The organism is Streptomyces sp. NPDC019890 (assembly GCF_044903445.1).
Lineage (GTDB): Bacteria > Actinomycetota > Actinomycetes > Streptomycetales > Streptomycetaceae > Streptomyces.
In genome coordinates, this window is sequence record NZ_JBJDQK010000001.1 from 518,268 (window position 1) to 542,054 (window position 23,787).

The 23,787-nt window shown below is 70.1% G+C and carries 18 protein-coding genes and 2 pseudogenes; 14 read left to right on the forward strand and 6 right to left on the reverse strand.

What is annotated here, in order from left to right; all coding sequences use genetic code 11:
- The first annotated feature begins 7 nt into the window (after nt 1-7).
- From ACI2LP_RS02275 to ACI2LP_RS02310, 8 genes are all read left to right on the forward strand, one after another.
- Nucleotides 8-1,120 carry an MCE family protein gene (locus ACI2LP_RS02275; protein ID WP_404723043.1) on the forward strand — a complete coding sequence of 371 codons (1,113 nt, stop codon included), beginning with the start codon at nt 8-10 and terminating at the stop codon, nt 1,118-1,120.
- Nucleotides 1,117-2,403 carry an MCE family protein gene (locus tag ACI2LP_RS02280; protein ID WP_404722631.1) on the forward strand — a complete coding sequence of 429 codons (1,287 nt, stop codon included), beginning with the start codon at nt 1,117-1,119 and terminating at the stop codon, nt 2,401-2,403. Before ACI2LP_RS02275 ends, ACI2LP_RS02280 begins: the two co-directional genes overlap by 4 nt.
- Entirely contained in the window at nt 2,400-3,671 is a 1,272-nt protein-coding gene (locus ACI2LP_RS02285; RefSeq protein ID WP_404722632.1) for an MCE family protein, read from the forward strand. Before ACI2LP_RS02280 ends, ACI2LP_RS02285 begins: the two co-directional genes overlap by 4 nt.
- Nucleotides 3,644-4,219 carry a hypothetical protein gene (locus tag ACI2LP_RS02290; RefSeq protein ID WP_404722633.1) on the forward strand — a complete coding sequence of 192 codons (576 nt, stop codon included), beginning with the start codon at nt 3,644-3,646 and terminating at the stop codon, nt 4,217-4,219. The genes ACI2LP_RS02285 and ACI2LP_RS02290 overlap by 28 nt, the downstream gene beginning before the upstream one ends.
- Nucleotides 4,220-4,266: 47 nt before the next feature.
- Nucleotides 4,267-5,070 (forward strand): hypothetical protein, encoded by an 804-nt coding sequence (locus ACI2LP_RS02295; protein WP_404722634.1) that lies wholly within the window; start codon nt 4,267-4,269, stop codon nt 5,068-5,070.
- Nucleotides 5,071-5,267: 197 nt separating this feature from the next.
- Nucleotides 5,268-6,125, forward strand: a complete 858-nt coding sequence (locus ACI2LP_RS02300) for a TIM barrel protein (protein ID WP_404722635.1) — start codon at nt 5,268-5,270, stop codon at nt 6,123-6,125.
- 53 nt (nt 6,126-6,178) lie between these two features.
- The gene (locus ACI2LP_RS02305; RefSeq protein ID WP_404722636.1) at nt 6,179-7,093 is read left to right on the forward strand and encodes a 2-hydroxy-3-oxopropionate reductase; all 915 of its coding nucleotides are present in this window, start codon (nt 6,179-6,181) and stop codon (nt 7,091-7,093) included.
- A gap of 198 nt (nt 7,094-7,291) precedes the next feature.
- Complete coding sequence (locus tag ACI2LP_RS02310) at nt 7,292-8,749, forward strand: catalase (RefSeq protein ID WP_404722637.1); 1,458 nt, start codon at nt 7,292-7,294, stop codon at nt 8,747-8,749.
- 319 nt (nt 8,750-9,068) lie between these two features.
- On the opposite strand, the gene ACI2LP_RS02315 is transcribed toward ACI2LP_RS02310, so the two are convergent.
- The 3 genes from ACI2LP_RS02315 to gcl form a co-directional block, all read right to left on the reverse strand.
- Nucleotides 9,069-11,267: a tetratricopeptide repeat protein gene (locus ACI2LP_RS02315; protein ID WP_404722638.1), complete on the reverse strand. Its 2,199-nt coding sequence runs from the start codon at nt 11,265-11,267 to the stop codon at nt 9,069-9,071.
- Between the two features lie 70 nt (nt 11,268-11,337).
- Nucleotides 11,338-11,688, reverse strand: coding sequence for a hypothetical protein (locus ACI2LP_RS02320; RefSeq protein WP_404722639.1), 351 nt, complete (start codon nt 11,686-11,688; stop codon nt 11,338-11,340).
- Nucleotides 11,689-11,850: 162 nt separating this feature from the next.
- Nucleotides 11,851-13,629, reverse strand: coding sequence for a glyoxylate carboligase (gene gcl, locus ACI2LP_RS02325; protein WP_404722640.1), 1,779 nt, complete (start codon nt 13,627-13,629; stop codon nt 11,851-11,853).
- 224 nt (nt 13,630-13,853) lie between these two features.
- On the opposite strand from gcl, the gene ACI2LP_RS02330 reads away from it, so the two are divergent.
- Nucleotides 13,854-14,576 carry a hypothetical protein gene (locus ACI2LP_RS02330; protein ID WP_404722641.1) on the forward strand — a complete coding sequence of 241 codons (723 nt, stop codon included), beginning with the start codon at nt 13,854-13,856 and terminating at the stop codon, nt 14,574-14,576.
- Here the strand turns inward: ACI2LP_RS02330 and ACI2LP_RS02335 are convergent, their stop codons facing one another.
- On the reverse strand, nt 14,577-16,193 hold the full coding sequence (locus ACI2LP_RS02335; protein ID WP_404722642.1) for an AMP-binding protein: 1,617 nt from the start codon (nt 16,191-16,193) through the stop codon (nt 14,577-14,579).
- Nucleotides 16,190-17,878 (reverse strand): AMP-binding protein, encoded by a 1,689-nt coding sequence (locus ACI2LP_RS02340; RefSeq protein WP_404722643.1) that lies wholly within the window; start codon nt 17,876-17,878, stop codon nt 16,190-16,192. Before ACI2LP_RS02340 ends, ACI2LP_RS02335 begins: the two co-directional genes overlap by 4 nt.
- Before the next feature lie 100 nt (nt 17,879-17,978).
- Here ACI2LP_RS02340 and ACI2LP_RS02345 point away from each other — a divergent pair, with 100 nt between their 5' ends.
- Nucleotides 17,979-18,806 carry a response regulator transcription factor gene (locus ACI2LP_RS02345; protein WP_404722644.1) on the forward strand — a complete coding sequence of 276 codons (828 nt, stop codon included), beginning with the start codon at nt 17,979-17,981 and terminating at the stop codon, nt 18,804-18,806.
- 237 nt (nt 18,807-19,043) lie between these two features.
- Nucleotides 19,044-19,688: a LysE family translocator gene (locus ACI2LP_RS02350; protein WP_404722645.1), complete on the forward strand. Its 645-nt coding sequence runs from the start codon at nt 19,044-19,046 to the stop codon at nt 19,686-19,688.
- Between the two features lie 3 nt (nt 19,689-19,691).
- Here the strand turns inward: ACI2LP_RS02350 and ACI2LP_RS02355 are convergent, their stop codons facing one another.
- Entirely contained in the window at nt 19,692-20,807 is a 1,116-nt protein-coding gene (locus tag ACI2LP_RS02355) for a winged helix DNA-binding domain-containing protein (protein WP_404722646.1), read from the reverse strand.
- A gap of 165 nt (nt 20,808-20,972) precedes the next feature.
- Here ACI2LP_RS02355 and ACI2LP_RS02360 point away from each other — a divergent pair, with 165 nt between their 5' ends.
- The 3 genes and pseudogenes from ACI2LP_RS02360 to ACI2LP_RS02370 form a co-directional block, all read left to right on the forward strand.
- On the forward strand, nt 20,973-22,112 hold the full coding sequence (locus ACI2LP_RS02360; RefSeq protein ID WP_404722647.1) for a magnesium and cobalt transport protein CorA: 1,140 nt from the start codon (nt 20,973-20,975) through the stop codon (nt 22,110-22,112).
- 227 nt (nt 22,113-22,339) lie between these two features.
- Nucleotides 22,340-22,618 (forward strand): annotated as a pseudogene (locus ACI2LP_RS02365) (IS5/IS1182 family transposase); the annotation flags it as partial.
- Between the two features lie 959 nt (nt 22,619-23,577).
- Nucleotides 23,578-23,748, forward strand: a pseudogene (locus ACI2LP_RS02370) (Lrp/AsnC family transcriptional regulator); the annotation flags it as partial.
- Nucleotides 23,749-23,787: the final 39 nt, after the last annotated feature.

Here is a 23,787-nt window from a genome sequence, read left to right on the forward strand (position 1 = left end):
CCGGCGTCTGGCGCTGGTCCTCGCGACGGCGCTCGTGGCGGGCACGACCGCGGTCGTCCTGTGGCCCCGGGAGTCCCCGGTCCATGTCACCGCGTATTTCCCGCGCACGGTCGGCATCCACCCCGGTTCGGACGTACGGGTACTGGGCGTCCGCGTCGGCGAGGTCAGAAAGATCACGCCGGAGGGCCGCCGGGTGCGGGTGGAGCTGGAGTACGACTCCGGACGCCGTATCCCCGCCGGCGCCCAGGCCGCGATCATCAACTCCTCGGTCGTCAGCGACCGTTACGTACAGCTGCTGCCGGTCTATCGCGGCGGTCCCGCGATGCGGGACGGCGCGGTCATACCCGAAAGCCGTACGGCCGTGCCGGTCGAGCTGGACCGGATCTTCGACAGTCTGCACACGACGGCAGAGGCGTTCGGACCGCGCGGAGCCAACGCGGACGGGGCCCTGTCGCGGCTGCTGGGGGTGAGCGCGGACAACCTCGAGGGCCAGGGCGCACAGATGCACCAGACGGTCGAGGACCTGTCGCTGGCGGTCACCACCCTCTCCGACGGCCGGAAGGACCTGTTCGGCACCATCCGGAATCTCCAGGTGTTCACCGCGGCGCTGGCCGCGGACGACAAGAATGTGCGGTCGTTCAACGACAGCCTCTCCCAGGTCGCCGCCCAGCTCTCCGGCGAGCGCAAGGACCTGGCGGCAGCTCTGAAGAATCTGGGCGTGGCCCTCGGTGATGTGTCGGCGTTCGTACGGAACAACAAGAAGACGCTGACCTCAGATGTGAAAGGACTCAGCAAGGTCACCAAGGTTCTGGTCACCCAGCGTGCGGCCCTCGCGGAACTGCTCGAGGTCGCGCCGACCGGAATCTCCAATCTGCAGAACGCCTACAACCCCGTATCCGGCACCCTCGACACCCGCAACAACACCGACCAGCCGCAGGATCCGGCTGCGCTGCTGTGCTCGCTGCTGCGGACGACCGGGGACGCAGGTGGCAAGAACCCCGACTGCAAGGAGCTCCAGGAGCTCTTCGACACGCTGCCGAAACTGTCGCGCATCGCACCGGTGTCGGGCACGGGCCCGGTGGACCGGACGCTCGGCGGAATCCTGGAGGCCGGTGCATGAGGATCAATTCAGTGCTGCGCAGGGGCAGGGCTGCGGCCGTGTGGACGGCGATGGGCTCGGTCGTGCTCACCGGCTGCGAGTTCAACGGTCTGTACGACGTGGGGCTGCCGGGCGGCGCCGCCAACGACGGCAACGCCTATCGGGTCACCGTCGAGTTCAAGGACGTACTCGATCTGGTGCCGCAGTCGGCCGTGAAGGTCAACAACGTCACGGTGGGCGCCGTCGAGAAGGTGGAGCTGGTCGGCTGGCACGCCCGGGTGCGGCTGCGGGTCGACCGCTCGGTGAAGCTGCCCGGCAACGCGATCGCCGGAATTCGGCAGACCAGCATGCTCGGCGAGAAGTACGTGGCGCTGTCCGCGCCGGTGGACTCCGCCCCCACAGGCAGCCTCCGCGACGGCGACCGGATCCCGCTGTCCCGCAGCGGGCGCAACCCGGAGATCGAGGAAGTGCTCTCCGCGCTGTCGGCGTTGCTCAACGGCGGCGGGGTCGCGCAGCTGAAGACGATCACCACGGAGCTCAACAAGGCCCTGGAAGGCCGCGAGAACCGGGTGAAGTCGCTGCTCGGCGAGCTGGACACGTTCATGGGCGGTCTGGACGGGCAGCGCAAGGAGATCGTCCGCGCTCTCGAAGGCGTCGACCGGCTGGCCAAGCGGCTCGCCGGCGAGAAGAAGACCATCGCCACGGCGCTCGACACCATGCCGGACGCCTTGAAGGTGCTGGCCGACCAGCGCCGCAACCTCACCGCGATGCTCACCTCGCTCTCGAAGCTCGGCACGGCGGGCACCAAGGTGGTCAATGCCTCGCGGGCCGACCTGGTCGCCAATCTGCGCAATCTGCAGCCGATTCTGGCGCAGTTGAACAAGGCGGGCAGTGATCTGCCCAACGCCCTTGAGCTGCTGACGACCTATCCGTTCCCGCGCAATGTGACGGATGCGATCAAGGGCGACTACGTCAACCTCAAGATCACCGCCGATCTCGACCTGGCGAGCATCTACGGCAATCTCGCCGAGAAGCCCAAGAAGCCGGGCGCGCCGGACAAGCCCGGGTTGCCCAAGCTGCCCGAGGTACCCGGCGTACCACTGCCCACCTCGCTGCCGCACCCGGGCGCGCCGAACGCGCCCAGCGCTCCGTCTGCCCCACCGGACGCCGGGGACCCGCTGTGTCCGCCGGTGTGTACCGGCAGTTACGCCGCCTACGGAGGCAGGGGCGGCGCCGGGGACCGCTTTGCGCCCGGGGTGTCTCTCGCCCTCGCCGAGCTCATGCTGAAGGGGATGCAACCGTGATCACTCGTGCGGTCCGAGCCCAGTTGCTCGCCTTCGCCGCGGTCACCGCCGTCGGCGTGTCCTACGTCGGCGCCCGCTACACGGGCCTGGCGGATCTTCTTCTCGACCGCGGTTACACCGTGCGCGCCGAGTTCGCCGAATCCGGCGGCATCTTCCCGGGTGCCGAGGTCACCTATCGCGGGGTGCCGGTGGGCCGGGTCGGTGAGCTGCGTCTCGGGGGCGGCGACGGAGTGTCGGTGGGGCTGGACATCGAGGACGGGGCGCAGATCCCGGCGGACACGCTGGCGGTGGTGGCGAACCGTTCGGCAGTCGGTGAGCAGTACGTCGATCTGCAGCCACGGGGCAGCAGTGGCCCGTATCTGAAGGACGGCAGTGTGATCGCCCGCGGTGACACCCGGGTGCCGCTGCCCACCACTGATCTGGTGCTGAGCCTGGACCGGCTGGTCAACTCCGTGGGCAAGGACGATCTGCGGATCACCATCGACGAACTCGGCAAGGCCTTCGCCGGGACCGGCCCGCATCTGAGCCGTCTGGTGGACTCGGGCAACAACCTGGTGGAGTCGGCATCCGCGTCACTGCCGCAGACCGTCTCGCTGATCGAGGACTCACGCACGGTCCTCAAGACGCAGGTCGACAAGGGTTCGGCGATCAAGTCGTTCTCGCGTGACCTTGCCTCCCTGACCGCTCAGCTGAAGTCCAGTGACACGGACCTGCGCAGGCTGATCGGCTCGTCCACGCCGGCCGCGCAGGAGGTGAACTCGCTGCTGAAGGCGAACGAGACCCATCTGCCCGTACTGCTCGGGAATCTGATCAGCGGCGGCCAGATCACGGTGGCCCGGCTGCCCGGCGTGGAGCAGGCCCTGGTGACCTTCCCGCTGGTCGTCGCCGGTAGCTTCACCGTGATCCCGGGCGACGGCACCACCCACTTCGGCATGGTCGCCGGTGCCGACGACCCGCCGCCGTGCCGCCAGGGTTACGGCACCCAGCGGCGCGATCCCGCGGACACCTCCCAGCGCTCCGCGAACACGGGCGCGCACTGCTCGGCCCCGCGCGGCAGCGCCACCTCGGTCCGCGGCGCCCAGAACGCGCCCGGCTCCTCGGCATCCTCCGGGGCGGGCCGCGCCGCGTATGTCACCCCGTACGACCCGGAGACCGGCCTCGCCGCGGGACCGGACGGAACGCTCGTCGAGATCGGCTCGACGGGCGGCGAACAGAGCCTGCTCGGAAAGGACTCGTGGCAATGGCTGCTCGTTGGACCCATGGCATGAACGGGGGCATCCTCGCGGGCCTGACCCGGTCGCTGCGCCTGGTCGGCACCAGAACAGTGGCCGCGGCCCGGCGCGGCAGGGCACTGCCGGCCACGCTGGTGGCCCTGACGCTCGTGACGACGGCGCTGAGCGGCTGGCTCTGCCTCCAGGTGTACGAACAGCGCACCGAGGAGCACCGGCGGCAGGACATCCTGGCCGCGGCCCGGCAGTCCGCGCTGAACTTCACCTCGCTCGACTACCGGCACTACAAGCAGGACAGCGCAAACGTCCTGAAGGGCGCGACCGGTGATTTCAAGGACCAGTTCTCCGCGCAGACCGCCGAGTTGACGAAGCTGGTCGCGGCGAACAAGTCGGTGTCGCAGGGGCAGGTGCTCGAAGCGGGCATCACGCGTTCCGACGAGCGGACCGCCCGCGTGCTGGTGGTCGCCGACAGCAAGGTGACCAATTCCGCCGCCCCGGGCGGACAGGCCCGCACCTACCGGCTGCAGCTCGATCTCGTACTCGAGCACGGCCGCTGGCTGACGTCCGATGTCGAGTTCGTCGGCTGAGCACGCCAGAGCACACACCCGTAATACCAGCAGTGAGGAGCAGGACCGTGGCGAACTCGACTGTACGAGGCCCCGGCGTCGCATCCCCCGGCCGCCGCTCGATGGCCGCGGCCGCCCGCGCGGCGGCCAGGCGCACGGAGCGGGTCGGCCCTGGAGCGGGCACTGCGGCGCCGGACGAGACTGCGGCGCCGGACGAGACTGTGGCGCCGGACGAGACGGACGCCGGGGCGCCGGACGTGATCAAGCCGGAGGCGCCGGACGACGCGAGCCAGGCGCGGCGGCCCGACGATCAGCAGGCCGGCCCGGTCCTGTGCGCCGACGACGCGGTGGCCGTCGCCGCACGCGGGCGGCGGCGTGGCCGGATCTGCGCCGTGCTGGCGGTGCTGGTGGCGGCGATGCTGGTCGCGGTCGGCGTGCTCGGATCCACGTACGCGGACGGCAGGCGCGCGGACGGCGCACGGGTGCAGGCGCTCGCCGCGGCGACGCAGGCGGCGCCGATCGTGCTGTCGTACGACTACCGGCGGCTGGAGAAGGATTTCGCGGCGGCGCGCGACCATCTGACCGGCAAGTTCCGTGACGAGTACCGCAGGACCACGACGACCGTGGTGGCGCCGACCGCGGCGAAGTACCACGGCGTGGTCAAGGCGTCGGTGGTGAAGCCGCCCGCCGGCGGCGCACCGGCCGCCTCGGTGGTTTCGGCCTCGCCGGACAAGGCGGTCGTGCTGCTCTTCGTCAATCAGGTGACCACGAGCACCCAGGTGACGGGGCCACGCGTCGACCTGAACCGGGTACGGATGACGCTGACGCGTACCGACGCCGGCTGGAAAGTGAGCGCGGTGGACGCGCTGTAGCCATATCACCAGGATTGCGCCCCAACGCAGTCCGAAGCGCCTCCGGCGCCGCGGTGACAGAAGCCTGAACAGGCCCTCTGTCTCCCGGCGCGGGGGGCGCTTTTTTGTTTGCCGGTCTTGACAGCTCAACCCCACGCCAGGCAGTCTTCCGTTAAGCAGAAACTAACTTCCGCAATACGGAAGGAGCGCCGCCCCTTATGGCCCGCTTCCCGGAAGGCGCAGTCACGGACCAGCGCTTCGATGTGAACCTTTCGATCCTCTTCACGGAACTCCCGCTCCTGGAGCGCCCCGCGGCCGCCGCCGCGGCGGGCTTCACCGCGGTCGAGCTGTGGTGGCCCTGGATCGAGACCCCCACCCCGCCGCAGGCCGAGCTCGACGCCCTCAAGAAGGCGCTCGACGACGCCGGCACCCAGCTGGTGGGACTGAACTTCTACGCCGGCCGGCTGCCGGGTCCAGACCGCGGCGCACTCTCCGTGCCCGGCCAGGAGTCGGACCGCTTCCGCGCCAACATCGAGGTGGCCGCCCAGTTCGCCGCCTCGGTCGGCTGCAAGGCGCTCAACGCGCTCTACGGCAACCGCGTAGACGGCGTCGACCCGCAGGTCCAGGACGGCATCGCCCTGGAGAACCTGGTGCTTGCCGCGCGCGCGGCCGACCGGGTGGGCGCGATCCTGCTCGTCGAGACCCTCAACGAGCCGGAGTCCCCGCGCTACCCGCTGGTGAGTGCCCCGGCCGCGATCGAGGTCGTCGACAAGGTCAATGCGGCCACCGGCCTCGACAACGCCAAGTTCCTGCTCGACATCTACCACCTGTCGATGAACGGCGAGGACGTCAGCCAGGTCATCGCGGCGTACGCCGACAAGACCGGCCACGTCCAGATCGCGGACAACCCGGGCCGCGGCGCGCCGGGCACCGGCGCACTGCCGCTGGAGCAGCTCCTCGACGAGCTGACGAAGGCCGGTTACGACGGCTGGGTCGGCCTGGAGTACAAGGCCGGCGACCGCCCGAGCGCCGAGTCGTTCGACTGGCTGCCGGCCGGGGCCCGCGCGGCGCGCTGACCGCGGTGAGCGGTAACCCACTGACGTAACACAGCAGTTAGAGAGGCACCCCCATGAGCAACCTCGCAGATTCTTCCCGCCCGGCCCTGCCCAGGATCGCCTGGATCGGCCTCGGCATCATGGGCTCCCCCATGTCCGAGAACCTGATCAAGGCGGGTTACCAGGTCACCGGCTTCACCCTGGAGCAGGACAAGCTGGACCGCCTCGCGGCCGCCGGCGGCACCGTCGCGCCCTCGATCGCCGAGGCCGTCAGGGACGCCGACGTGGTCATCACGATGGTGCCCGCCTCCCCCCAGGTCGAGGCCATCGCCTACGGCCCCGAGGGCATCCTGGAGAACGCCGGGTCCGGCGCCCTCCTGATCGACATGTCCTCGATCACCCCGCAGACCTCCGTGGACCTCGCGAAGGCCGCGGCCGACAAGGGCATCCGCGTGCTGGACGCCCCGGTCTCCGGCGGCGAGGCCGGCGCGATCGAGGCCGTACTGTCGATCATGGTCGGCGGCGAACAGGCCGACTTCGAGACCGCCAGGCCGATCCTCGAGGCGCTGGGCAAGACCATCGTCCTGTGCGGCCCGCACGGCTCCGGCCAGACGGTGAAGGCCGCCAACCAGCTGATCGTCGCGGTCAACATCCAGGCATGCGCCGAGGCCGTGGTCTTCCTGGAGAGGTCCGGCGTGAACCTCCAGGCGGCGCTGGACGTCCTGAACGGCGGTCTGGCCGGTTCGACCGTGCTGACCCGCAAGAAGGACAACTTCCTGAACCGGGACTTCAAGCCCGGCTTCCGGATCGATCTGCACCACAAGGACATGGGCATCGTCACCGACGCCGCCCGCAATGTCGGTGCCGCGCTGCCCGTCGGCGCGGTCGTGGCCCAGCTGGTCGCCTCGCTGCGTGCGCAGGGCGACGGCGGCCTGGACCACTCCGCCCTGCTGCGTTCCGTCGAGCGCCTCTCCGGCCGGCAGGCCTGACCCCGGCCCGGACCGGGCCCCAGATTTCCGGGCGGCGCCGGCGCTGACACCTGTCCTGTCGCGCCCAGGCGCCGGCGCCGTCCGGAACACCACCTTCGATTTCAACAAACTGTTGACGTGACGTTCGAGGCGTATTTACGCTCCTCGCACCGCCAGCAGCTTTCAGCAGCTTCAGCACGGAAGGTCAATCCCGCCACCATGACGCAGCGTGTGCTTACGACCGAGTCAGGCGCCCCGGTCGCCGACAACCAGAACTCCGCCACCGCCGGCGTCGGTGGCCCGCTCCTCCTGCAGGACCAGCACCTGCTGGAGAAGCTCGCCCGCTTCAACCGGGAGCGCATCCCGGAGCGCGTCGTGCACGCCCGCGGCAGCGGCGCGTACGGCTACTTCGAAGTGACCGACGACGTCAGCGGCTTCACCAGGGCGGACTTCCTGTCCGAGGTCGGCAGGCGCACGCAGACGTTCATCCGCTTCTCCACGGTCGCCGACTCGCTCGGCGGCGCGGACGCGGTCCGCGACCCGCGCGGCTTTGCGCTGAAGTTCTACACCGAAGAGGGCAACTACGACCTCGTCGGCAACAACACCCCGGTGTTCTTCATCAAGGACCCGGTCAAGTTCCCCGACTTCATCCACTCGCAGAAGCGCGACCCGTTCACGGGCCGCCAGGAGCCGGACAACGTCTGGGACTTCTGGGCGCACGCCCCGGAGGCGACGCACCAGATCACCTGGCTGATGGGTGACCGCGGCATCCCCGCGTCGTACCGCCACATGAACGGCTACGGCTCGCACACCTACCAGTGGACCAACGCCGCGGGCGAGGCCTTCTTCGTCAAGTACCACTTCAAGACGAACCAGGGTGTCCGTTCGCTGTCCTCGGAGCAGGCCGCCGAGCTGGTCGGCAAGGACGCGAACTCGCACCAGACGGACCTGCTGCAGGCGATCGAGCGCGGCGTGAACCCGTCCTGGACGCTGTACGTCCAGCTCATGCCGGCCGCGGAGGCCGCGGACTACCGCTTCAACCCGTTCGACCTCACCAAGGTGTGGCCGCACAGCGACTACCCGCTGCAGCGCGTGGGCCGGCTGGTCCTGGACCGCAACCCAGAGAACGTCTTCGCCGAGGTCGAGCAGGCCGCGTTCTCGCCCAACAACTTCGTGCCGGGCATAGGTCCTTCGCCGGACAAGATGCTCCAGGGCCGGCTGTTCGCCTACGCGGACGCGCACCGCTACCGCCTGGGCGTCAACCACACCCAGCTGCCGGTGAACGCGCCGAAGGCGACGACCGCGCAGAACTACGGCCGCGACGGCTTCATGGCCACGCGCAACGGCTCGCGTCACGAGAAGAACTACGAGCCCAACTCGTACGCCGGTCCGGCTCAGACGGACTCCGCGCTCTCCGCCCCGCTGGCCGTCCACGGCCACACGGGCACGCACGAGGCCCCGCTGCACACCAAGGACGACGACTTCTTCCAGGCGGGCGAGCTGTACCGCCTGATGTCGGCGGAGGAGAAGTCCCGCCTCGTCGCGAACATCGCGGGCGGCCTGTCCCAGGTCACCCGCGACGACGTGATCGAGAAGAACCTCGCCCACTTCCACGCCGCCGACGCCGACTACGGCAAGCGCGTCGAAGAGGCGGTCCGCGCTCTGCGCGAGGACTGACAGCAACAGGCTGCGCCCGGGTATCTGACGTGGGGTCAGGAGCCGGGCGCCGAGCCCGCGCCGTGGACCCGCATGAGGGGTGGTCACGCGGTACGGGCAGGCCGAGACCGCGGCGGCAGTGCGATGCCAGTGCGGTGGTGAAGGCTACGGGACCCGCTTCTTGACCTGAAGGAAGCGGCTCCGGGAACCAATCGCCGCCGCCGCGGTCCCAGCCGCATGCACAGACTCCGTCCGCCGGGACGTACTCCGGCCCACAATCCCCGCCCGGCGGCACGAATGTCCTGTCGCGCCAGCCTCGCGCCGTCGGGCGGCCATGTCCCTACGAACCACCCGGGCTCCGGCGCCTTCTGATGCGCCGCCACATTCCGCGTCCCGCAGCGCTACGCGCCAGGACATCGGCGAGTTCTGCCAGCACCTGGGCTTCCTCGGCGTTCTCGCCCAGATGCGCAGCCACCGCAACAGCGTCCGCGTGGAGTTCGCACGCTTCCTCCCGGCGCCCCACCGCGGCGAGCGCGAGACCAAGCCTGCTCAGCGCGTCGCACAGGGCGTGCTCGTGCGCCCTGAGATCCTCTGCGGCCAGCTGCCTGAAGACATCCACGCCCTCAGCGGCCCGCAACACGGCGTCTTCCGGTCGGCCCGCCTCCAACAGCTTCGCACTGAGATGGATCAACAGGTCGGCGAAGTACCTCTGGAAGGCCCCCGGGGCCGCCTGTGCCTGGCGTCTGCGGATCTCCATGGCTTCCTGCGCGGGGGCGACGGCCTCCGCGTGCCGGCCCAGGTCCGCGAGCGCAACGCTGAGGTTGTGCAGTGCTCCCGCGAGTTCCACATCGGGAAGTGCGGGGTCGTCCCCGCGTGCCCATCGGCGTCCGATGGACACGGCCTCCTCGGCGGCCACCCGGCGCCTTTCCGGATCGCGCTCCTGGATGCCGAGGTTCGCAAGGGAGCGCCCCACCAGGGGTTCGACCTCAGGCTGGTCCCGGGCGAGTTCCCGGTAGATCCTGATGGACTCCTGTGTCGCGGCGACAGCCTCCGCCCGCCGCCCGGCCCCGAACAGAGCCATGCCGAGGATGGTGTGCAGCCCGCCCCTGTCGCTCGCCGTTCCGTGACCGTCGACCACTGCCAGCGCCGCCTCCGCCACAGCGGTTCCGTCGTCGAAGTAGCGCCACTGGAAGAGGCGATAGACGAGGTCGAAAGCGATGCGTACCACGACGTCCGGATGGCTCCCGGAGAAGGTCCGGGCGGCCGCGGTGAGGTTCGCGCGTTCGCCCTTGAGCCAGCCGAGCGCTTCACTGCGGCTGCCGAACCGCTGACGGTTACGCTCCTCCGGCAGGTCCGCCAGGAGCGCGGTCGCGGCTTCGAACGTCGTGGAGTAGTGCTCCAGCAGCCGGTCCGCCGCCTCCGCCCGGGCCGCCGCGTCGTCCCCTTCCGCCAGTTCCGCCGCGTACAGCCGGATCAGGTCGTGCATCCGCCACCGCCCTGCGCCGACCGGCTGCTCGCTCAGCAACGCCGTGCGGGCGAGGTTCGCCAGCAGGCCCCGGGCCGGGCGGCCGATCAGTGCTTCCGCCGCGTCCGTGGCCAGGTCCGGGCCGGGGTTGAGGGACAACAGGCGGAAGAGCAGGGCCGGTTCGGGGTCCAAGCGACGGTACGAGCCCTCGAAGGCGGCCCGTACGGCGAGGGAGTGGCCGCCGTCGTCGTAGCGCAGCTGCTCCAGGCGGCCTCGGGTGTCCGCCAGTTCGGCGGCAAAAGCGGCAAGGGAGAGGCCCGGGTCGCCGGTGAGGCGGGCCGCGGCGATCTCCAGGGCGAGCGGCAGCCTGCCGCAGTGGCGCACGACCTCGTCCAGTGCCTCACGCTGGCGCGAAGGACGGGTGTCGTCGGGACGTGCGCGGGTGAGGCTGTCGCTGATGAGTTCGCGGGCCGGGCCGGGCGCCAGTTCGTAGAGGCCGAGCTGGCGCGCGGGGAGGGCCGCGAGGATGTCCCGGGAGGTCACCACCAACCGGTGTTCGCGACGCGCGGGGATCAGAGGGCTCACCTGCGCAGCCGTTGAGGCGTTGTCCGCCACCAGCAGCACGCGTCGGCCCTGGTCGGCCATGCGGGCCAGCTCGGAGCGGTAGACGGCCGCCTGTTCGTCGGTCGTGGACGGCAGGTCCTCGTCCCGCACGCCGAGTGCCCGCAGCAGCGCGGCAAGTGCCTGCCCGCCCGTGACCTGGCCCTCGGGGTCGTAACCGCGCAGATTCACGAACAGCACGCCGCCGGGGTACCAGTTGCGTACGACCGCCGCCTCGTGGGCTGCATGCAGCGCCAGTGCGGTCTTGCCGATCCCCGCGAGTCCGGAGACGGCGGAGACCACGACGGCCGAGGGGCCCTGCCCTTCGGGATCGAGGAGTTCCAGCAGCTGTTCGGCCTCGGACGTGCGGCCGACCAGGTGGGCCGGTGGGGCCGGAAGCGCGGCCGTTGCCTGCGGTACGGGACCGGTGCCCGTGGCGATGATGTTGTACTGGTCGCCGGCGAACTGCTCCACGCGTCCCGCTCCCTGGGCGCGCGCGTGCTGCTCTGCGCGGTGGGTACTCCGCTTCTCCCCCGCCATCCGACTACCGCCCGCCGGTGTGCTGATCGCCGCCGATCTGCGTAATGCGCGCAGTGCCGGACGATTCGGCCTGCTGCTCCACATCACCAGCGGGCGCGGAGGCCGTGCCACCTCGGCTGCCGCCGATCTGTGTGGTCCGTGAGGCCTCCGTCGCCGTCGCCCGCTGGACCACCCGGCCGCCGCCCCGCGTCTCGCGCCCGGCCCACCAGCCGAGCGGCGCGCCGACCGCGCCTGCGGCGATCGTTGCGAACGCGGCGGCGACCGCCCATCGTTCAGCCTCCCCACGCGGCAGCCAGCCGGAGAACACATCTCCGGCCAGCCACAGACCGACTCCGAAGGCCACGACCGGTGCCATCACAGCCACTGCCCACCGACCCGTTCGCGCCACAGCGGAACTCCCCTCGTGGTCCCAGTGGTTCAAGGGTTCCAGGCTCAGGCCGCCGTGGGAACACGGCAGGGCCCCCGGTGCTCCGCGCGGAGCACCGGGGGCCTTCACCCCGCGTCAGCGGCTGCGCGCTCAGACCTGGAGAGTCCTGATCGCCGTCGGCGCGTGGTCCGGCTCCGTCGCCAGGTCCTCCCACTCGTTCACGCCGTCGATCTGGACGCCCATCGAGATGTTCGTGACGCGCTCCAGGATCGCCTCGACGACCACCGGCACCCGGTACTCCGCCGCCAGCTTCTTCGCCTCCTCGAAGGCGGGCAACAGCTGGTCCGGCTCGGTGACCCGGATCGCCTTGCAGCCCAGGCCCTCGACGACCTTGACGTGGTCGACGCCGTACACGCCCAGCTCCGGCGAGTTGATGTTCTCGAACTCCAGGTTGACCTGGAAGTTGATGTCGAGATTGCGCTGGGCCTGGCGGATCAGGCCCAGATAGGCGTTGTTGACCAGGACATGGACGTACGGAATCCGGTGCTGTGCGCCGACCGCCAGTTCCTCCAGCATGAACTGGAAGTCGTAGTCGCCGGAGAGCGCGACCACCGGGGTCTCGGGGTCGGCGGTCGCGACGCCGAGCGCCGCCGGGATGGTCCAGCCCAGCGGGCCCGCCTGGCCGCAGTTGATCCAGTGGCGCGGCTTGTAGACGTGCAGCATCTGCGCGCCGGCGATCTGCGAGAGGCCAATGGTGGTGACGTACCGCGTCTCGGGGCCGAACGCCTTGTTCATCTCCTCGTACACGCGCTGCGGCTTCAGCGGGACGTTGTCGAAGTGCGTGCGGCGCAGCAGGCTCGCCTTGCGCTCCTGCGCGGACGCAGCCCACTGCGAGCGGTCGGGGAGCCTGCCCGCGGCCTTCAGTTCCTTCGCGACCTCGACGAACAGCTCCAGCGCCGCCCCGGCGTCGGAGACGATGCCGTAGTCCGGGGCGAAGATCTTGCCGATCTGGGTGGGCTCGATGTCGACGTGCACGAAGGTGCGGCCCCTGGTGTAGACGTCCAGGCCGCCGGTGTGGCGGTTGGCCCAGCGGTTGCCGATGCCGAGGACGAAGTCGGACTCCAGGAAGGTCGCGTTGCCGTAGCGGTGCGAGGTCTGGAGGCCGACCATGCCGGCGTTCAGCTCGTGGTCGTCGGCGATGGTGCCCCAGCCCATCAGGGTGGGGATGACGGGGATGCCGGTCAGCTCGGCGAACTCGACGAGCAGATCGGACGCGTCGGCGTTGATGATGCCGCCGCCCGCGACGATCAGCGGGCGCTCCGACTCCAGGAGCAGCGAGAGGGCCTTCTCCACCTGGGCGCGGGTGGCCGCGGGCTTGAAGACGCCCAGCGGCTCGTACGTCTCCGGGTCGAAGTCGATCTCGGTGAGCTGGACGTCGATGGGCAGGTCGATCAGGACCGGGCCCGGGCGCCCCGAGCGCATCAGGTGGAAGGCCTGCTGGAAGACGCCCGGGACCTGTGCGGCCTCCAGGACGGTCGTCGCGGCCTTGGTGACCGGCTTGGCGATCGAGGCGATGTCGACGGCCTGGAAGTCCTCCTTGTGGATCACCGAGGTCGGCGCCTGGCCGGTGATGCACAGGATCGGAATGGAATCGCCGATGGCCGAGTACAGGCCGGTGATCATGTCGGTGCCCGCCGGGCCCGAGGTGCCGATGCAGACACCGATGTTGCCTGGGGCGGAGCGGGTGTAGCCCTCCGCCATGTGGGAGGCGCCTTCGACGTGCCGGGCGAGGGTGTGGTCGATGCCGCCGCCGGCCTGGAGGGCCTTGTAGAAGGGGTTGATCGCCGCGCCGGGCACACCGAACGCGTGCGTGACGCCTTCGCGCTTGAGGATCTCAACTGCCGCTCTGGCAGCGGTCATACGAGGCATGGGTGCTCCTGCTTCGGCCGGGCGGAGTCGGGCTCCTTCACGTCACTCCAGAGCGTCGATTCCGTAATGCGGAAGTATAGTTCTGCTATACGGAAGCAATGTAGGACGCGTGCTCTACGGCGTCAAGGGATGGCAGAAGTGGCCCCCAAGGCATCCCGCTTCGTGGACGATGGACGGCAGTACGAAAGGAAAGACGGCAGTACGAAAGGAAATGGGGGAGAGCGATGGCCGATACCGTGCCGGTGCGCTGTCCGGCCTGCCGTCGCGATCATCTGTTCGCGTCGCCGGTCTATCCCTGCGCCTGCGGAGCCCCGCTGGCCCCGCCGCTGCTGCGCGCCGCCCGGCCGGAGCCGATCACCCACCGCACCTGGACGGACGACTGGGTCACGGTCCGTTGTTTTCATTGCGGCCGCCAGGACCACTGGCCGCAGCCGGAGCTCGGCTGCCCCTGCGGCGCGGTGCTCCGTATCCCCGTGCGCCCGGTGAGCGCCCCCACCCCGCCCGAGGCGCCGCCCTCCCCCGCTCGCCCGGCGCGCATCCCACTGCCGCGCACGGCGACCGTGCCACGCCCCTCGTTCCGCCCGGTCACGATCCGCACCGAGCGCGACGCGGTGACCGCGGCGGCGCTCTATCTCTCGTGGCTGGGGTTCCAGGACATCGTCAAGACCGAGGTCCGGCCCCCGTCCGGAATAGATCTGCGCGGCCCGGGCCTGATCGCCCAGGTCGACCCGTCCACCCGCCCCGCCACCCTGCGCGACGTCGAATGCCTGTGGCTGAACGGGCTGACCACGTCGGCATCGAGTGTCTTCTTCTCGCTCGCGGGATACGCGGACGACGCCCGCTCCCGCGCGGACGACCTGGGTATCCCGCTCTTCGTCATGGACCTCACGGGCCGCCCGAAGCCGGTCAACGGACCGGCCGACGAGCTCATCTCCACCGGGGCCTAGCTAGAGCGTGTCCTCGGAGCCGTAGCGCCGCCGCAGCTCCACCTTTCTGACCTTGCCGCTCACCGTCATCGGGAAGTCCGCGAGGATCTCGACGCGACGCGGGATCTTGTAGTGCGCCAGCTGCTCGCGGCAGAACGCGGCGATGTCCTCCAGGCTCGGCGGTTCGGCCGGGTCGCGGGGGATGACACAGGCCAGGATCTCCTCCCCGTACCGATCGTCGGGGACACCGACCACCTGCACATCCGCAATCTTGGGGTGGGTGTAGAGAAACTCCTCGATCTCCCGCGGATAGACGTTCTCGCCGCCCCTGATGATCATGTCCTTGATCCGGCCGACGATCTGGACGTAGCCGTCCTCGCGCATCACCGCCAGATCGCCCGTGTGCATCCAGCGGCCGGCGTCGATCGCGTCCGCTGTCTTCGCCGGCTCGTCCCAGTACCCGAGCATCACGCTGTATCCGCGGGTGCACAGCTCACCCGCCTCGCCGCGCGGGACGGTGACCTTCGAGACCGGGTCCGTGATCTTCACCTCGATATGCGGCAGCACCCGGCCCACCGTGCCGGTACGCCGCTCCAGATCGTCGTCCCGCCGCGTCTGCGTGGAGACCGGCGAGGTCTCCGTCATTCCGTAGCAGATCGACACCTGCGCCATGTGCATCTCGGCGACGACCCGCTTCATCACCTCCACCGGACAGGGCGAGCCCGCCATGATGCCGGTGCGCAGTGTGGACAGGTCGTACGAGGCGAAGTCGGGGAGGTTCAGCTCGGCGATGAACATCGTCGGAACGCCGTACAGGGAGGTGCAGCGTTCGTCCTCGACCGCGCGCAGCGTCGCCGCCGGGTCGAAGGACGGCGCCGGGATGACCATGCACGCGCCGTGCGAGGTGGCGGCGAGGTTGCCCATGACCATGCCGAAGCAGTGGTAGAAGGGCACCGGCAGACAGATCCGGTCCCGCTCGGTGTAGGCGATCGACTCCCCCACGAAATAGCCGTTGTTGAGGATGTTGTGGTGGGAGAGGGTGGCTCCCTTGGGGAAGCCGGTGGTGCCGGAGGTGTACTGGATGTTGACCGGGTCGTCGCAGGACAACTGTGCCTCGCGGGCGGCCAGTTCCTCGTCCGTGACGGCCTGGGCCGCGTCCAGGAGCACGTCCCAGGAGCCGTCCTCGATGTAGTGGACGGACCGCAGGTCGGGGCAGCCCGGGCGCACCTGCTCCACCAGCGCCCGGTAGTCGCTCGTCTTGTGCCGCTGCGAGGCACACAGCACCGAGATCCCGGCCTGTTTGAGTACATACTCCAGCTCGTGCGCCCGGTACGCGGGGTTGATGTTCACCATGATCGCGCCGATCCGGGCGGTGGCGTACTGGACGAGCACCCACTCGGCGCAGTTGATCGCCCAGATCCCCACCCGGTCGCCCTTGGCGACGCCGGTCCCGAGCAGCCCGCGCGCCAGCTGATCCACCGCCGCGCCGAACTCGGCATACGTCCAGCGGGTGCCGGCGGGCACGTCGACCAGCGCCTCACGGTCGGGATACGCGGCGATCGCCCGGTCGAGATTGCGGCCGATGGTCTCGCCGAGCAGCGCGGCCCGGCCCGTGCCGTGCGCGTACGAGAGCGTCATCGCAGATCCCCCTCGACATACTCGGCCGCCGAGCCCCCGGCCGTAGCCTCGCGCAGCTCGATCCGGCGGATCTTCCCCGAGACGGTCTTCGGCAGCTCGCCGAACTCCAGCCGCCGGATGCGCTTGTACGGGGCGAGGACCGCGCGCGAGTGCTCGAAGAGCAGCTTCGCCGTGTCGGGCCCGGGCTCCCAGCCCTCGGCGAGCACGATGTACGCCTTCGGCACGGCGAGCCGCACCGGGTCCGGCGCCGGCACCACCGCGGCCTCGGCCACCGCGTCGTGCTCCAGGAGGGCGCTCTCCAGCTCGAACGGCGAGATCTTGTAGTCGGACGCCTTGAAGACGTCGTCGGAGCGCCCGATGTAGGTGATGTATCCGTCCGCGTCGCGCGCGCCGATGTCGCCGGTGCGGTAGTAGCCGCCGGCCATCGCCTCGGCCGTACGGTCCGGGTCCCCGTGGTACCCGGTCATCAGGCCGACCGGGTGGGCGGACAGGTCCAGTGAGATCTCGCCCTCGGCGGCGCCCGGCTCTCCCGTGACCGGGTCGAGGAGCACCACCCGGTAGCCGGGGCTCGGACGGCCCATCGACCCAGCCTTGAGGAGCTGGCCCGGGCTGTTGGCGACCTGCACAGCCGTCTCGGTCTGCCCGAAGCCGTCCCGGATGGTGACGCCCCATTCGCGCCGTACGGTCTCGATGACCTCCGGATTGAGCGGCTCCCCGGCGGCGACGACCTCGCGCGGTGGCGTACGCAGCTGACCGAGGTCCGCCTGGATCAGCATCCGCCAGACGGTGGGCGGGGCGCAGAAGCTGGTGACGCCCGCGCGGTCCATCTCCGCCATCAGCCGGGCCGGGTCGAAGCGTGTGTAGTTGTGGATGAAGACGGTCGCCTCGGCGTTCCACGGCGCGAAGAGATTGGACCAGGCGTGCTTGGCCCAGCCGGGCGAGGAGATGTTCAGATGCACATCGCCGGGCTTGAGGCCGATCCAGTACATCGTCGCCAAGTGGCCGACGGGGTACGACACATGGGTGTGCTCGACGAGCTTGGGGCGGGCGGTCGTGCCGGAGGTGAAGTACAGCATCAGCGGGTCGTCGGCCAGGGTGACCCCGTCCGGCTCGAAGCCGGCGGATGCGGAGAACGCATCGTCGAAGTCGAGCCAGCCCGGTACGGGGTCGGCGCCGGGCGCCTTGACCGCGATCCGGGTGTAGTCGCCGGGCACGTCGTCGAACTTGGATGTGTCCGCGTCCCGCACGATCACATGCCGGGCGTGACCGCGGTCGATACGGTCCCGCAGGTCCGCCGGGCCGAGCAGCGGGGTGGCGGGGATGACGACCGCCCGCAGCTTCATCGCGGCCAGTGCGATCATCCACAGTTCCTGCTGGTTCCCGAGCATCACGACGACACGGTCGCCCGCCCGGACTCCCTGTGCCCGCAGCCAGTTGGCGACCTGGCCGGACCGGACGGACATCTCACCGTACGAGACGGTGATCTCGCGGCCGTCCTCCTCCACGATGTGCAACGCGGTGCTGCCGTTACCTTCGGCGATGACGTCGAACCAGTCCAGCGCCCAGTTGAAGCGCTCCGGCCGCGGCCAGGCGAAGCCTTCGTAGGCCGTCGCGTAGTCCTCCCGGTGCTGCAGCAGAAAGTCCCGGGCTGCCCGGAACTTCTCCGTCGCACTGCCTGACGTCATGTGTCCTCCTCATTGCGGGACCGGCTACTGACATCGTGTAATCAGTGACCGAGGTCTCACTACCCCCGTACGGGGGTGACACCCCAAGAGGGAAGAGCGCGTGCACGAGCCCGTCGACACGGTTCAGATGCGAGCGGCGCTGCTGCGGCTGCGCCGCGCGACCGGGCTGCCGGTCGCCTTCGGCGGGCTGCTGCACGATGCGCGGCAACTGCGGATCGCCGAGCTGAGCGGGACGGCGACGGGGGCGCTGCGCGGGCTGTCCATAAGCGCGGGGAACGGCCTCGGGGGCAAGTGCATCGCCCTGTCGCGACCGTGCGCGGTCACGGACTATCCCTCGGCGCGGCACATCAGCCACGAGTACGACGCGGCGGTGGCGACGGAGGGGCTGCGCTCGGTGCTCGCGGTGCCGGTGGTCGTACAGCGCAGGGTGCGGGGCGTGCTGTACGGCGCGCTGCGGTCACCGACGGCGGTCGGCGACCGGACCTTCGACGCGGCGGTGGCGGCAGCGCGCGATGTGGAGCAGGCGCTTGTCGTACGGGACGAGGTGCAGCGGCTGCTGACGGCGACGCGGGAGCCGGTGGCGGACGGCGGGGCGTGGGAGGAGGTCCGCGAGGCGCACGGCGAGCTGCGGGCGCTGGCCCCGCGCATCGCCGACGACTCGCTGCGCGAGACGCTGCTCGCGGTCTGCGGCCGGCTGGCGGCGGCGACGGCCGGCCCGCCGCGCGGGCAGGCGGTCGCGCTGGCGCCGCGCGAGCTGGATGTCCTGGCCTGTGTCGCGGCGGGCTCGACGAACGCGGTGGCGGCGGAGCGGCTGGGCCTGAAGCCGGAGACGGTGAAGGCGTATCTGCGGTCGGCGATGCGGAAGCTGGGGGCGCACACGCGGCTGGAGGCGGTGGTGGCGGCGCGGCGGGCGGGGCTGCTGCCGTAGGGCGCGAGGGGGGTCTTTCCCCCACCCCGCCCCTTCCCTGAACCGGGGCGCCGCCCCGGACCCTCCCGTCCACGCCTCAACGCCGGCGCGGCTTGTTTTCGGGGCTCCACCGCCGTGCCCCCTCCCCGTCAATCGCCGGAGGGGCTGAATTTTCAGCCCCTCCGGCGATTGACGGGGAGGGGAACAAACCGCCGACCAGCTCTGGGCGCGCCCCGAACTGTCAGGTTGAATGAGCCCATGGTGTCGACAGACCGCTTCCTCGCATTCGCCGCGATGTCACTGCTGGTGATCGTGATCCCGGGCCCGAGCGTGCTCTTCGTGATCGGCCGCGCCCTCGCCCACGGCCGCCGCACCGCCGTGGCCACCGCCCTGGGCAATGTCTTCGGCTCGTACGTCCTGGTGGTGGCCGTCGCGCTCGGCGTCGGCTCGCTGGTGGAGCGGTCCGCGACAGTGTTCATGGCGGTGAAGCTGGCAGGCGCGGCATATCTGGTCTTCCTGGGGGTGCAGGCGTTCCGGCACCGGAAGGACATGAAGGTCTCGGACATGGCGGCCCCCGCGGGGCCCGCGCGCGGTGATGCCCGGACGGTCGTGGACGGCATCCTGGTGGGCGTCACGAACCCCAAGGGGATCGTTTTCTTCGCTGCGGTGCTGCCGCAGTTCGTGGACCACTCGGCGGGCAACCTGCCCACGCAGATGCTGCTCCTAGGCCTGGTCCCGATCTCGATCGGCCTGGTCACGGACACGCTCTGGGGCCTGGGCGCGGCGGCGGCCCGCAACTGGTTCGCCCGCTCGGAGCGCCGGCTCTCCATGGTGGGCGGCGCGGGCGGTTTCGCGATGATCGGCCTGGGCGTGACGGTGGCGGCGACGGGCCGCGCGGACTGAGGTCTACTCGCTCACCGTTCCGAAGCGGATGTCGTGCGCAGTGGCCGAGGACAGCACGGTGAGCATCCGGTCCCCCTCCTCGGCCAGCGCGTCACGCTGAGCCCGGGTCAGCGTGCCGAAGGCCTGCACGGTCATGGTCGCGGTCGCGTCTGACTCGGTCAGCCGCCAGATGCCGGCGAGGTAGCCGTCGACGAGGAAGGTGCAGTAGGCCATGTTGCCCTTCCAGATGCGCATTCTGTACTCCTCGGGCACGACGCGGGTGCGGTCGGCGTGCGAGAGCAGCAGATTGTCGAACTCGGGCAGGAAGCGCGGCGGCGCCGGGGTGTCGGCGTCGGGCCGGGGCGCACCCGGGATGTCGAAGAGCTCGACGCCGTTCTCGTCCTGGAAGACGGCCAGCTGCGGGCGCAACCGCTCGAAGGCCTCCCGCAACCGGGTCAGTCCGGACCACTTCTGCATGTCCTTGACCGAGGCGGGACCGAAGGCCCCCAGGTAGCGCAGCACTGTGGCGTCGGGCGCGGGCTGCGCCGCGCGGCCGAACCAGTGCTCGGCGGTGGTGAGCGCGACCTGGCCGCTGCGGCCCCACAGTCCGCGCGGGGTGACCTGCACCAGCGGCAGTACGCAGCGGGCGGCGACGGACAGCGAGAAGGGATCGGCGTCCGGCCACTCCTTCAGCAGCGCCTCGCGCAGCTCCTTCATGGTCCGGGGCCGCTCCTCGACCAGCTCGCGGGCGACGGCGCCGAGCCGCTCCAGATCGACCCCGGCGAGGCCGGTGCTGAACTGCCCCAGTTCCCGGTCGCGCGCCGCCTGGACGAGCGGCCGCAGGGTCAGACAGTCGTCGGTGGAGTGCGTATGAATGGTGGAACGCATCGTGACCAGCCGCGCGACCTCGCGCGATGCCATCAGCGCGGACAGTTCCTCAGGGTCGAAGCCCTCCAGGCGGGCGGCGAGCGCGTAGTACGGCGGCTTCACGTTCTGCGCCTGGAGACCGACGAGGTGCTCGACGGCGCCTTTGACGGACATCGCGGAACGGGGGACACGGCGCAGCAGGAGCTGACGGTCCAGGGTGGCGCGGTTGAGGGCGCGGTTGCCGAGTACGGGGTACGTCGTCTTCGAGGCCATGTCCACACGCTACCCAGCGTTGCGGACAACCTCTGTCCGCAACTACTGGGGAACCCGTGCTGCCGCCCCGTCATGCCGGGCCAATTCGACGCGGATATCCTGCTTCGGGGTCGTACTGATCCGAAACTGCTCCGATCCACTTCGAGGTGGGAGGTGAGACGCGCGATGTCGCTGTCGCCGAGGCGAAACCAGTGGCGCCGTCGTCCCCTGCCTCCCGGGGGTTCGCCGCCACCCGCACCCGCGTCCGGAGACGCCGCCGCCCCCTCCCCCGTACACAAGGACCAGGGCAGCGTCGTCCAGGCCGCGCTGTACCGGGACGGCCGCCGCGTCTCGACACCCGACTCGCTCGCCGAGACCTTCCGCCAGCTGCGCGAGTACCCGGACGGCATGGCGTGGATCGGACTGCACCGCCCGACCGAGGCCGAAGTCCTGTCCCTCGCCGCGGAGTTCGACCTGCATGAACTCGCGGTCGAGGACGCGCTGGAGGCCCACCAGCGCCCCAAGCTGGAACGCTACGGCGACACGCTCTTCGTCGTGCTGCGCGCCGCCCGCTATCTCGACGCCCAGGAGGAGGTCGAATTCGGCGAGCTGCACGTCTTCGTCGGCAGGGACTTCCTGATCACGGTCCGCCACGGCGCGGCTCCCGACCTCTCCGCGGTCCGCCACCGCATGGAGAAAAGCCCGGAGCTGCTGGCCCTCGGCCCGGAGGCGGTGCTGTACGCGATCCTGGACGCCGTCGTCGACGGCTATGCCCCGGTCGTCGCGGGCGTACAGAACGACATCGACGAAATCGAGACCGAGGTCTTCGGCGGCGACCCGGCGGTCTCGCGCCGCATCTACGAACTCGCCCGCGAAATGGTCGAGTTCCAGCGCGCGACCCGCCCCCTGGTCGGCATGCTCCACGCCCTGATGGCGGGCTTCGCCAAGTACGGCACGGACGAGGAACTCCAGAGCTACCTCCGCGATGTCGCCGACCACGTGACGCACACGAGCGAGCGCGTGGACGGCTTCCGCCAGGCACTGGCGGACATCCTCACGGTGAACGCAACGCTCGTGACGCAGCAGCAGAACGAGGAGATGCGGGCGATGGCGGAGGCGGGCTTCGAGCAGAACGAAGAGATCAAGAAGATCTCCTCGTGGGCCGCCATCCTCTTTGCTCCCACGCTCGTGGGAACGATTTACGGCATGAACTTCGAGTCGATGCCGGAACTGCGCTGGGCGTTCGGATACCCCTTCGCCGTGGCCCTAATGGCCGTAGTTTGCGTTAGTTTGTACTTCATCTTCAAGCGACGGGACTGGCTTTAGTCCATCACCACAGCCCTCCTCAGCGGAGCTGGATTTGCGATCGCGCACACGCGACCACGGCACTCTGCAACCGCTGGGAGAATCCGGGGAGACTCAGCGCTCGTGATCTCTTCCACCTTCCGACGGCAACGGCTGGACCCTCAACTACAGCCCCCGGAGCCCTTCCGGCTCGCCGAGGGCATAGTCACTCTCGGTAGTAGTCAACCTCCACATCACCGCCGCCTTCAGCTGGCTCCAAGACCGGACGAAGCCCCGTCGACCGGGGCAGGACGGGACTGCTGGAGGCGATCCCGCCGGTACGGGGCAAGCGCGGCCGACCTCGTCGCCGCCCCACCGTGGTCCTGGGCGACCGCGGTTACGACCACGACAAGTACCGCCGACTGGTCTGGGATCTGGGCGTGAAGCCACTGATCGCCCGCGGCACCGAGCACGGCTCCGGACTTGGCACCCAACGCTGGGTCGTCGAGCGCGCGTTCGCGCACCTGCACTGGTTCCGCCGCCTGCGGGTCCCATCGAGCCTCGAGGCCACGGCGTTGTCCAGGGCGAGCGCCACCCCACGCTGGCCGGGGCGTTCCAGTAGTGCGCCCCGCATGTGCAGTCCGCCTGGCAACTGTGCCCCCATGAGACGGACTTCACCGTGCACGACGAATCCGTCCACGCAGTAAACGCCGCCCTCCGCAACCAGTCCGCCGGCGGACACCGCCCATTGCTCGGGTGCGGTGATCTCAGCGCCGCTGAGATTCACGGCGCCGCTCACGTGGGCGTTGATGAGCGACAAGGCGCTGATCCTGCGGTGGAAGGGCGAGGCATAGCCGCTTTCCAGGCGAGAGCGCCGCAGGTCGAGGCGTCCCTCGATACGGATCAAGCCGGCTTCCACGCCCGGCACTCGGCTGCCCACGATCGCAATCGACTGGGTCGACGCTCCGGAGAGGTCCACGCCCTCCTCGAACCAGCAGTCCTCGAGCCAGAGGGCGTGAGCGATCTGCGCGCCGGCCAGGTTGAGGTGTCCGGATATCCGCGCCCCGGCGAGCCTCAGGCACGCGACGGCGCCCGTCTGGGTGGTGTTCGCGCCCTGGAGGAGCGCCACGATCACGGCGGCCCGAACCGTCCGCCCGGGGCCCCACTGCCCACCCTCGGCGACACGGTCGTCCTCGGGCACACCCATGCGCAGGTCCACGCGGCGTCCCTCGGGGAACAGATCCCACAGCTCGCGCTCCGGTGAAGTCAACTCGTCGTATGAGAGCACTCGTGCAGAGTAGTGATCTTCCTTCCCACTCGCCTTGCCCTACCGCGCGCGGATCGGAGGGCGGTCCAATTCTGTGAGGAGTTCTTACTCCCCCACCACCGGGGAGAGTCGTGTCGGATGCCCGAGTGGGTCAGCAGTTGGCGAGCAGTGCGAGTTTGCTGAGCCGGTGATGCGGCTCCCGTCGGGTGCGGCCCAAGTACTCCTCGCCGCCGGCGGGGTGGTGACATGCTGTGCCGTTCGGTGGCACGCTCGAATGCCGGCTTGCAGCGCGTGATCGACCGGATGGGGGGATTCGATGGCATCGTGCGGGCCTCGACGGCGATCACGTTGGAGAATCCGGTGCCGCTCCGGATCACTCCACTGGTGCGCCAGGCGTCGCGGCAGGCGCCGTATGGACCGCTGACCGCTGGAGGACCGGCCTTGAGGGAG

What these genes read in the sequence shown, in the direction of transcription:
- ACI2LP_RS02280 (WP_404722631.1), top strand. Translation starts at nt 1,117, where the DNA reads ATGAGGATCAATTCAGTGCTGCGCAGGGGCAGGGCTGCGGCCGTGTGG.
- ACI2LP_RS02290 (WP_404722633.1), top strand. Translation starts at nt 3,644, where the DNA reads ATGGCTGCTCGTTGGACCCATGGCATGAACGGGGGCATCCTCGCGGGC.
- ACI2LP_RS02300 (WP_404722635.1), top strand. Translation starts at nt 5,268, where the DNA reads ATGGCCCGCTTCCCGGAAGGCGCAGTCACGGACCAGCGCTTCGATGTG.
- ACI2LP_RS02305 (WP_404722636.1), top strand. Translation starts at nt 6,179, where the DNA reads ATGAGCAACCTCGCAGATTCTTCCCGCCCGGCCCTGCCCAGGATCGCC.
- ACI2LP_RS02310 (WP_404722637.1), top strand. Translation starts at nt 7,292, where the DNA reads ATGACGCAGCGTGTGCTTACGACCGAGTCAGGCGCCCCGGTCGCCGAC.
- ACI2LP_RS02320 (WP_404722639.1), bottom strand. Translation starts at nt 11,688, where the DNA reads ATGGCACCGGTCGTGGCCTTCGGAGTCGGTCTGTGGCTGGCCGGAGAT.
- gcl (WP_404722640.1), bottom strand. Translation starts at nt 13,629, where the DNA reads ATGCCTCGTATGACCGCTGCCAGAGCGGCAGTTGAGATCCTCAAGCGC.
- ACI2LP_RS02330 (WP_404722641.1), top strand. Translation starts at nt 13,854, where the DNA reads ATGGCCGATACCGTGCCGGTGCGCTGTCCGGCCTGCCGTCGCGATCAT.
- ACI2LP_RS02335 (WP_404722642.1), bottom strand. Translation starts at nt 16,193, where the DNA reads ATGACGCTCTCGTACGCGCACGGCACGGGCCGGGCCGCGCTGCTCGGC.
- ACI2LP_RS02340 (WP_404722643.1), bottom strand. Translation starts at nt 17,878, where the DNA reads ATGACGTCAGGCAGTGCGACGGAGAAGTTCCGGGCAGCCCGGGACTTT.
- ACI2LP_RS02350 (WP_404722645.1), top strand. Translation starts at nt 19,044, where the DNA reads ATGGTGTCGACAGACCGCTTCCTCGCATTCGCCGCGATGTCACTGCTG.
- ACI2LP_RS02355 (WP_404722646.1), bottom strand. Translation starts at nt 20,807, where the DNA reads ATGGCCTCGAAGACGACGTACCCCGTACTCGGCAACCGCGCCCTCAAC.
- ACI2LP_RS02360 (WP_404722647.1), top strand. Translation starts at nt 20,973, where the DNA reads ATGTCGCTGTCGCCGAGGCGAAACCAGTGGCGCCGTCGTCCCCTGCCT.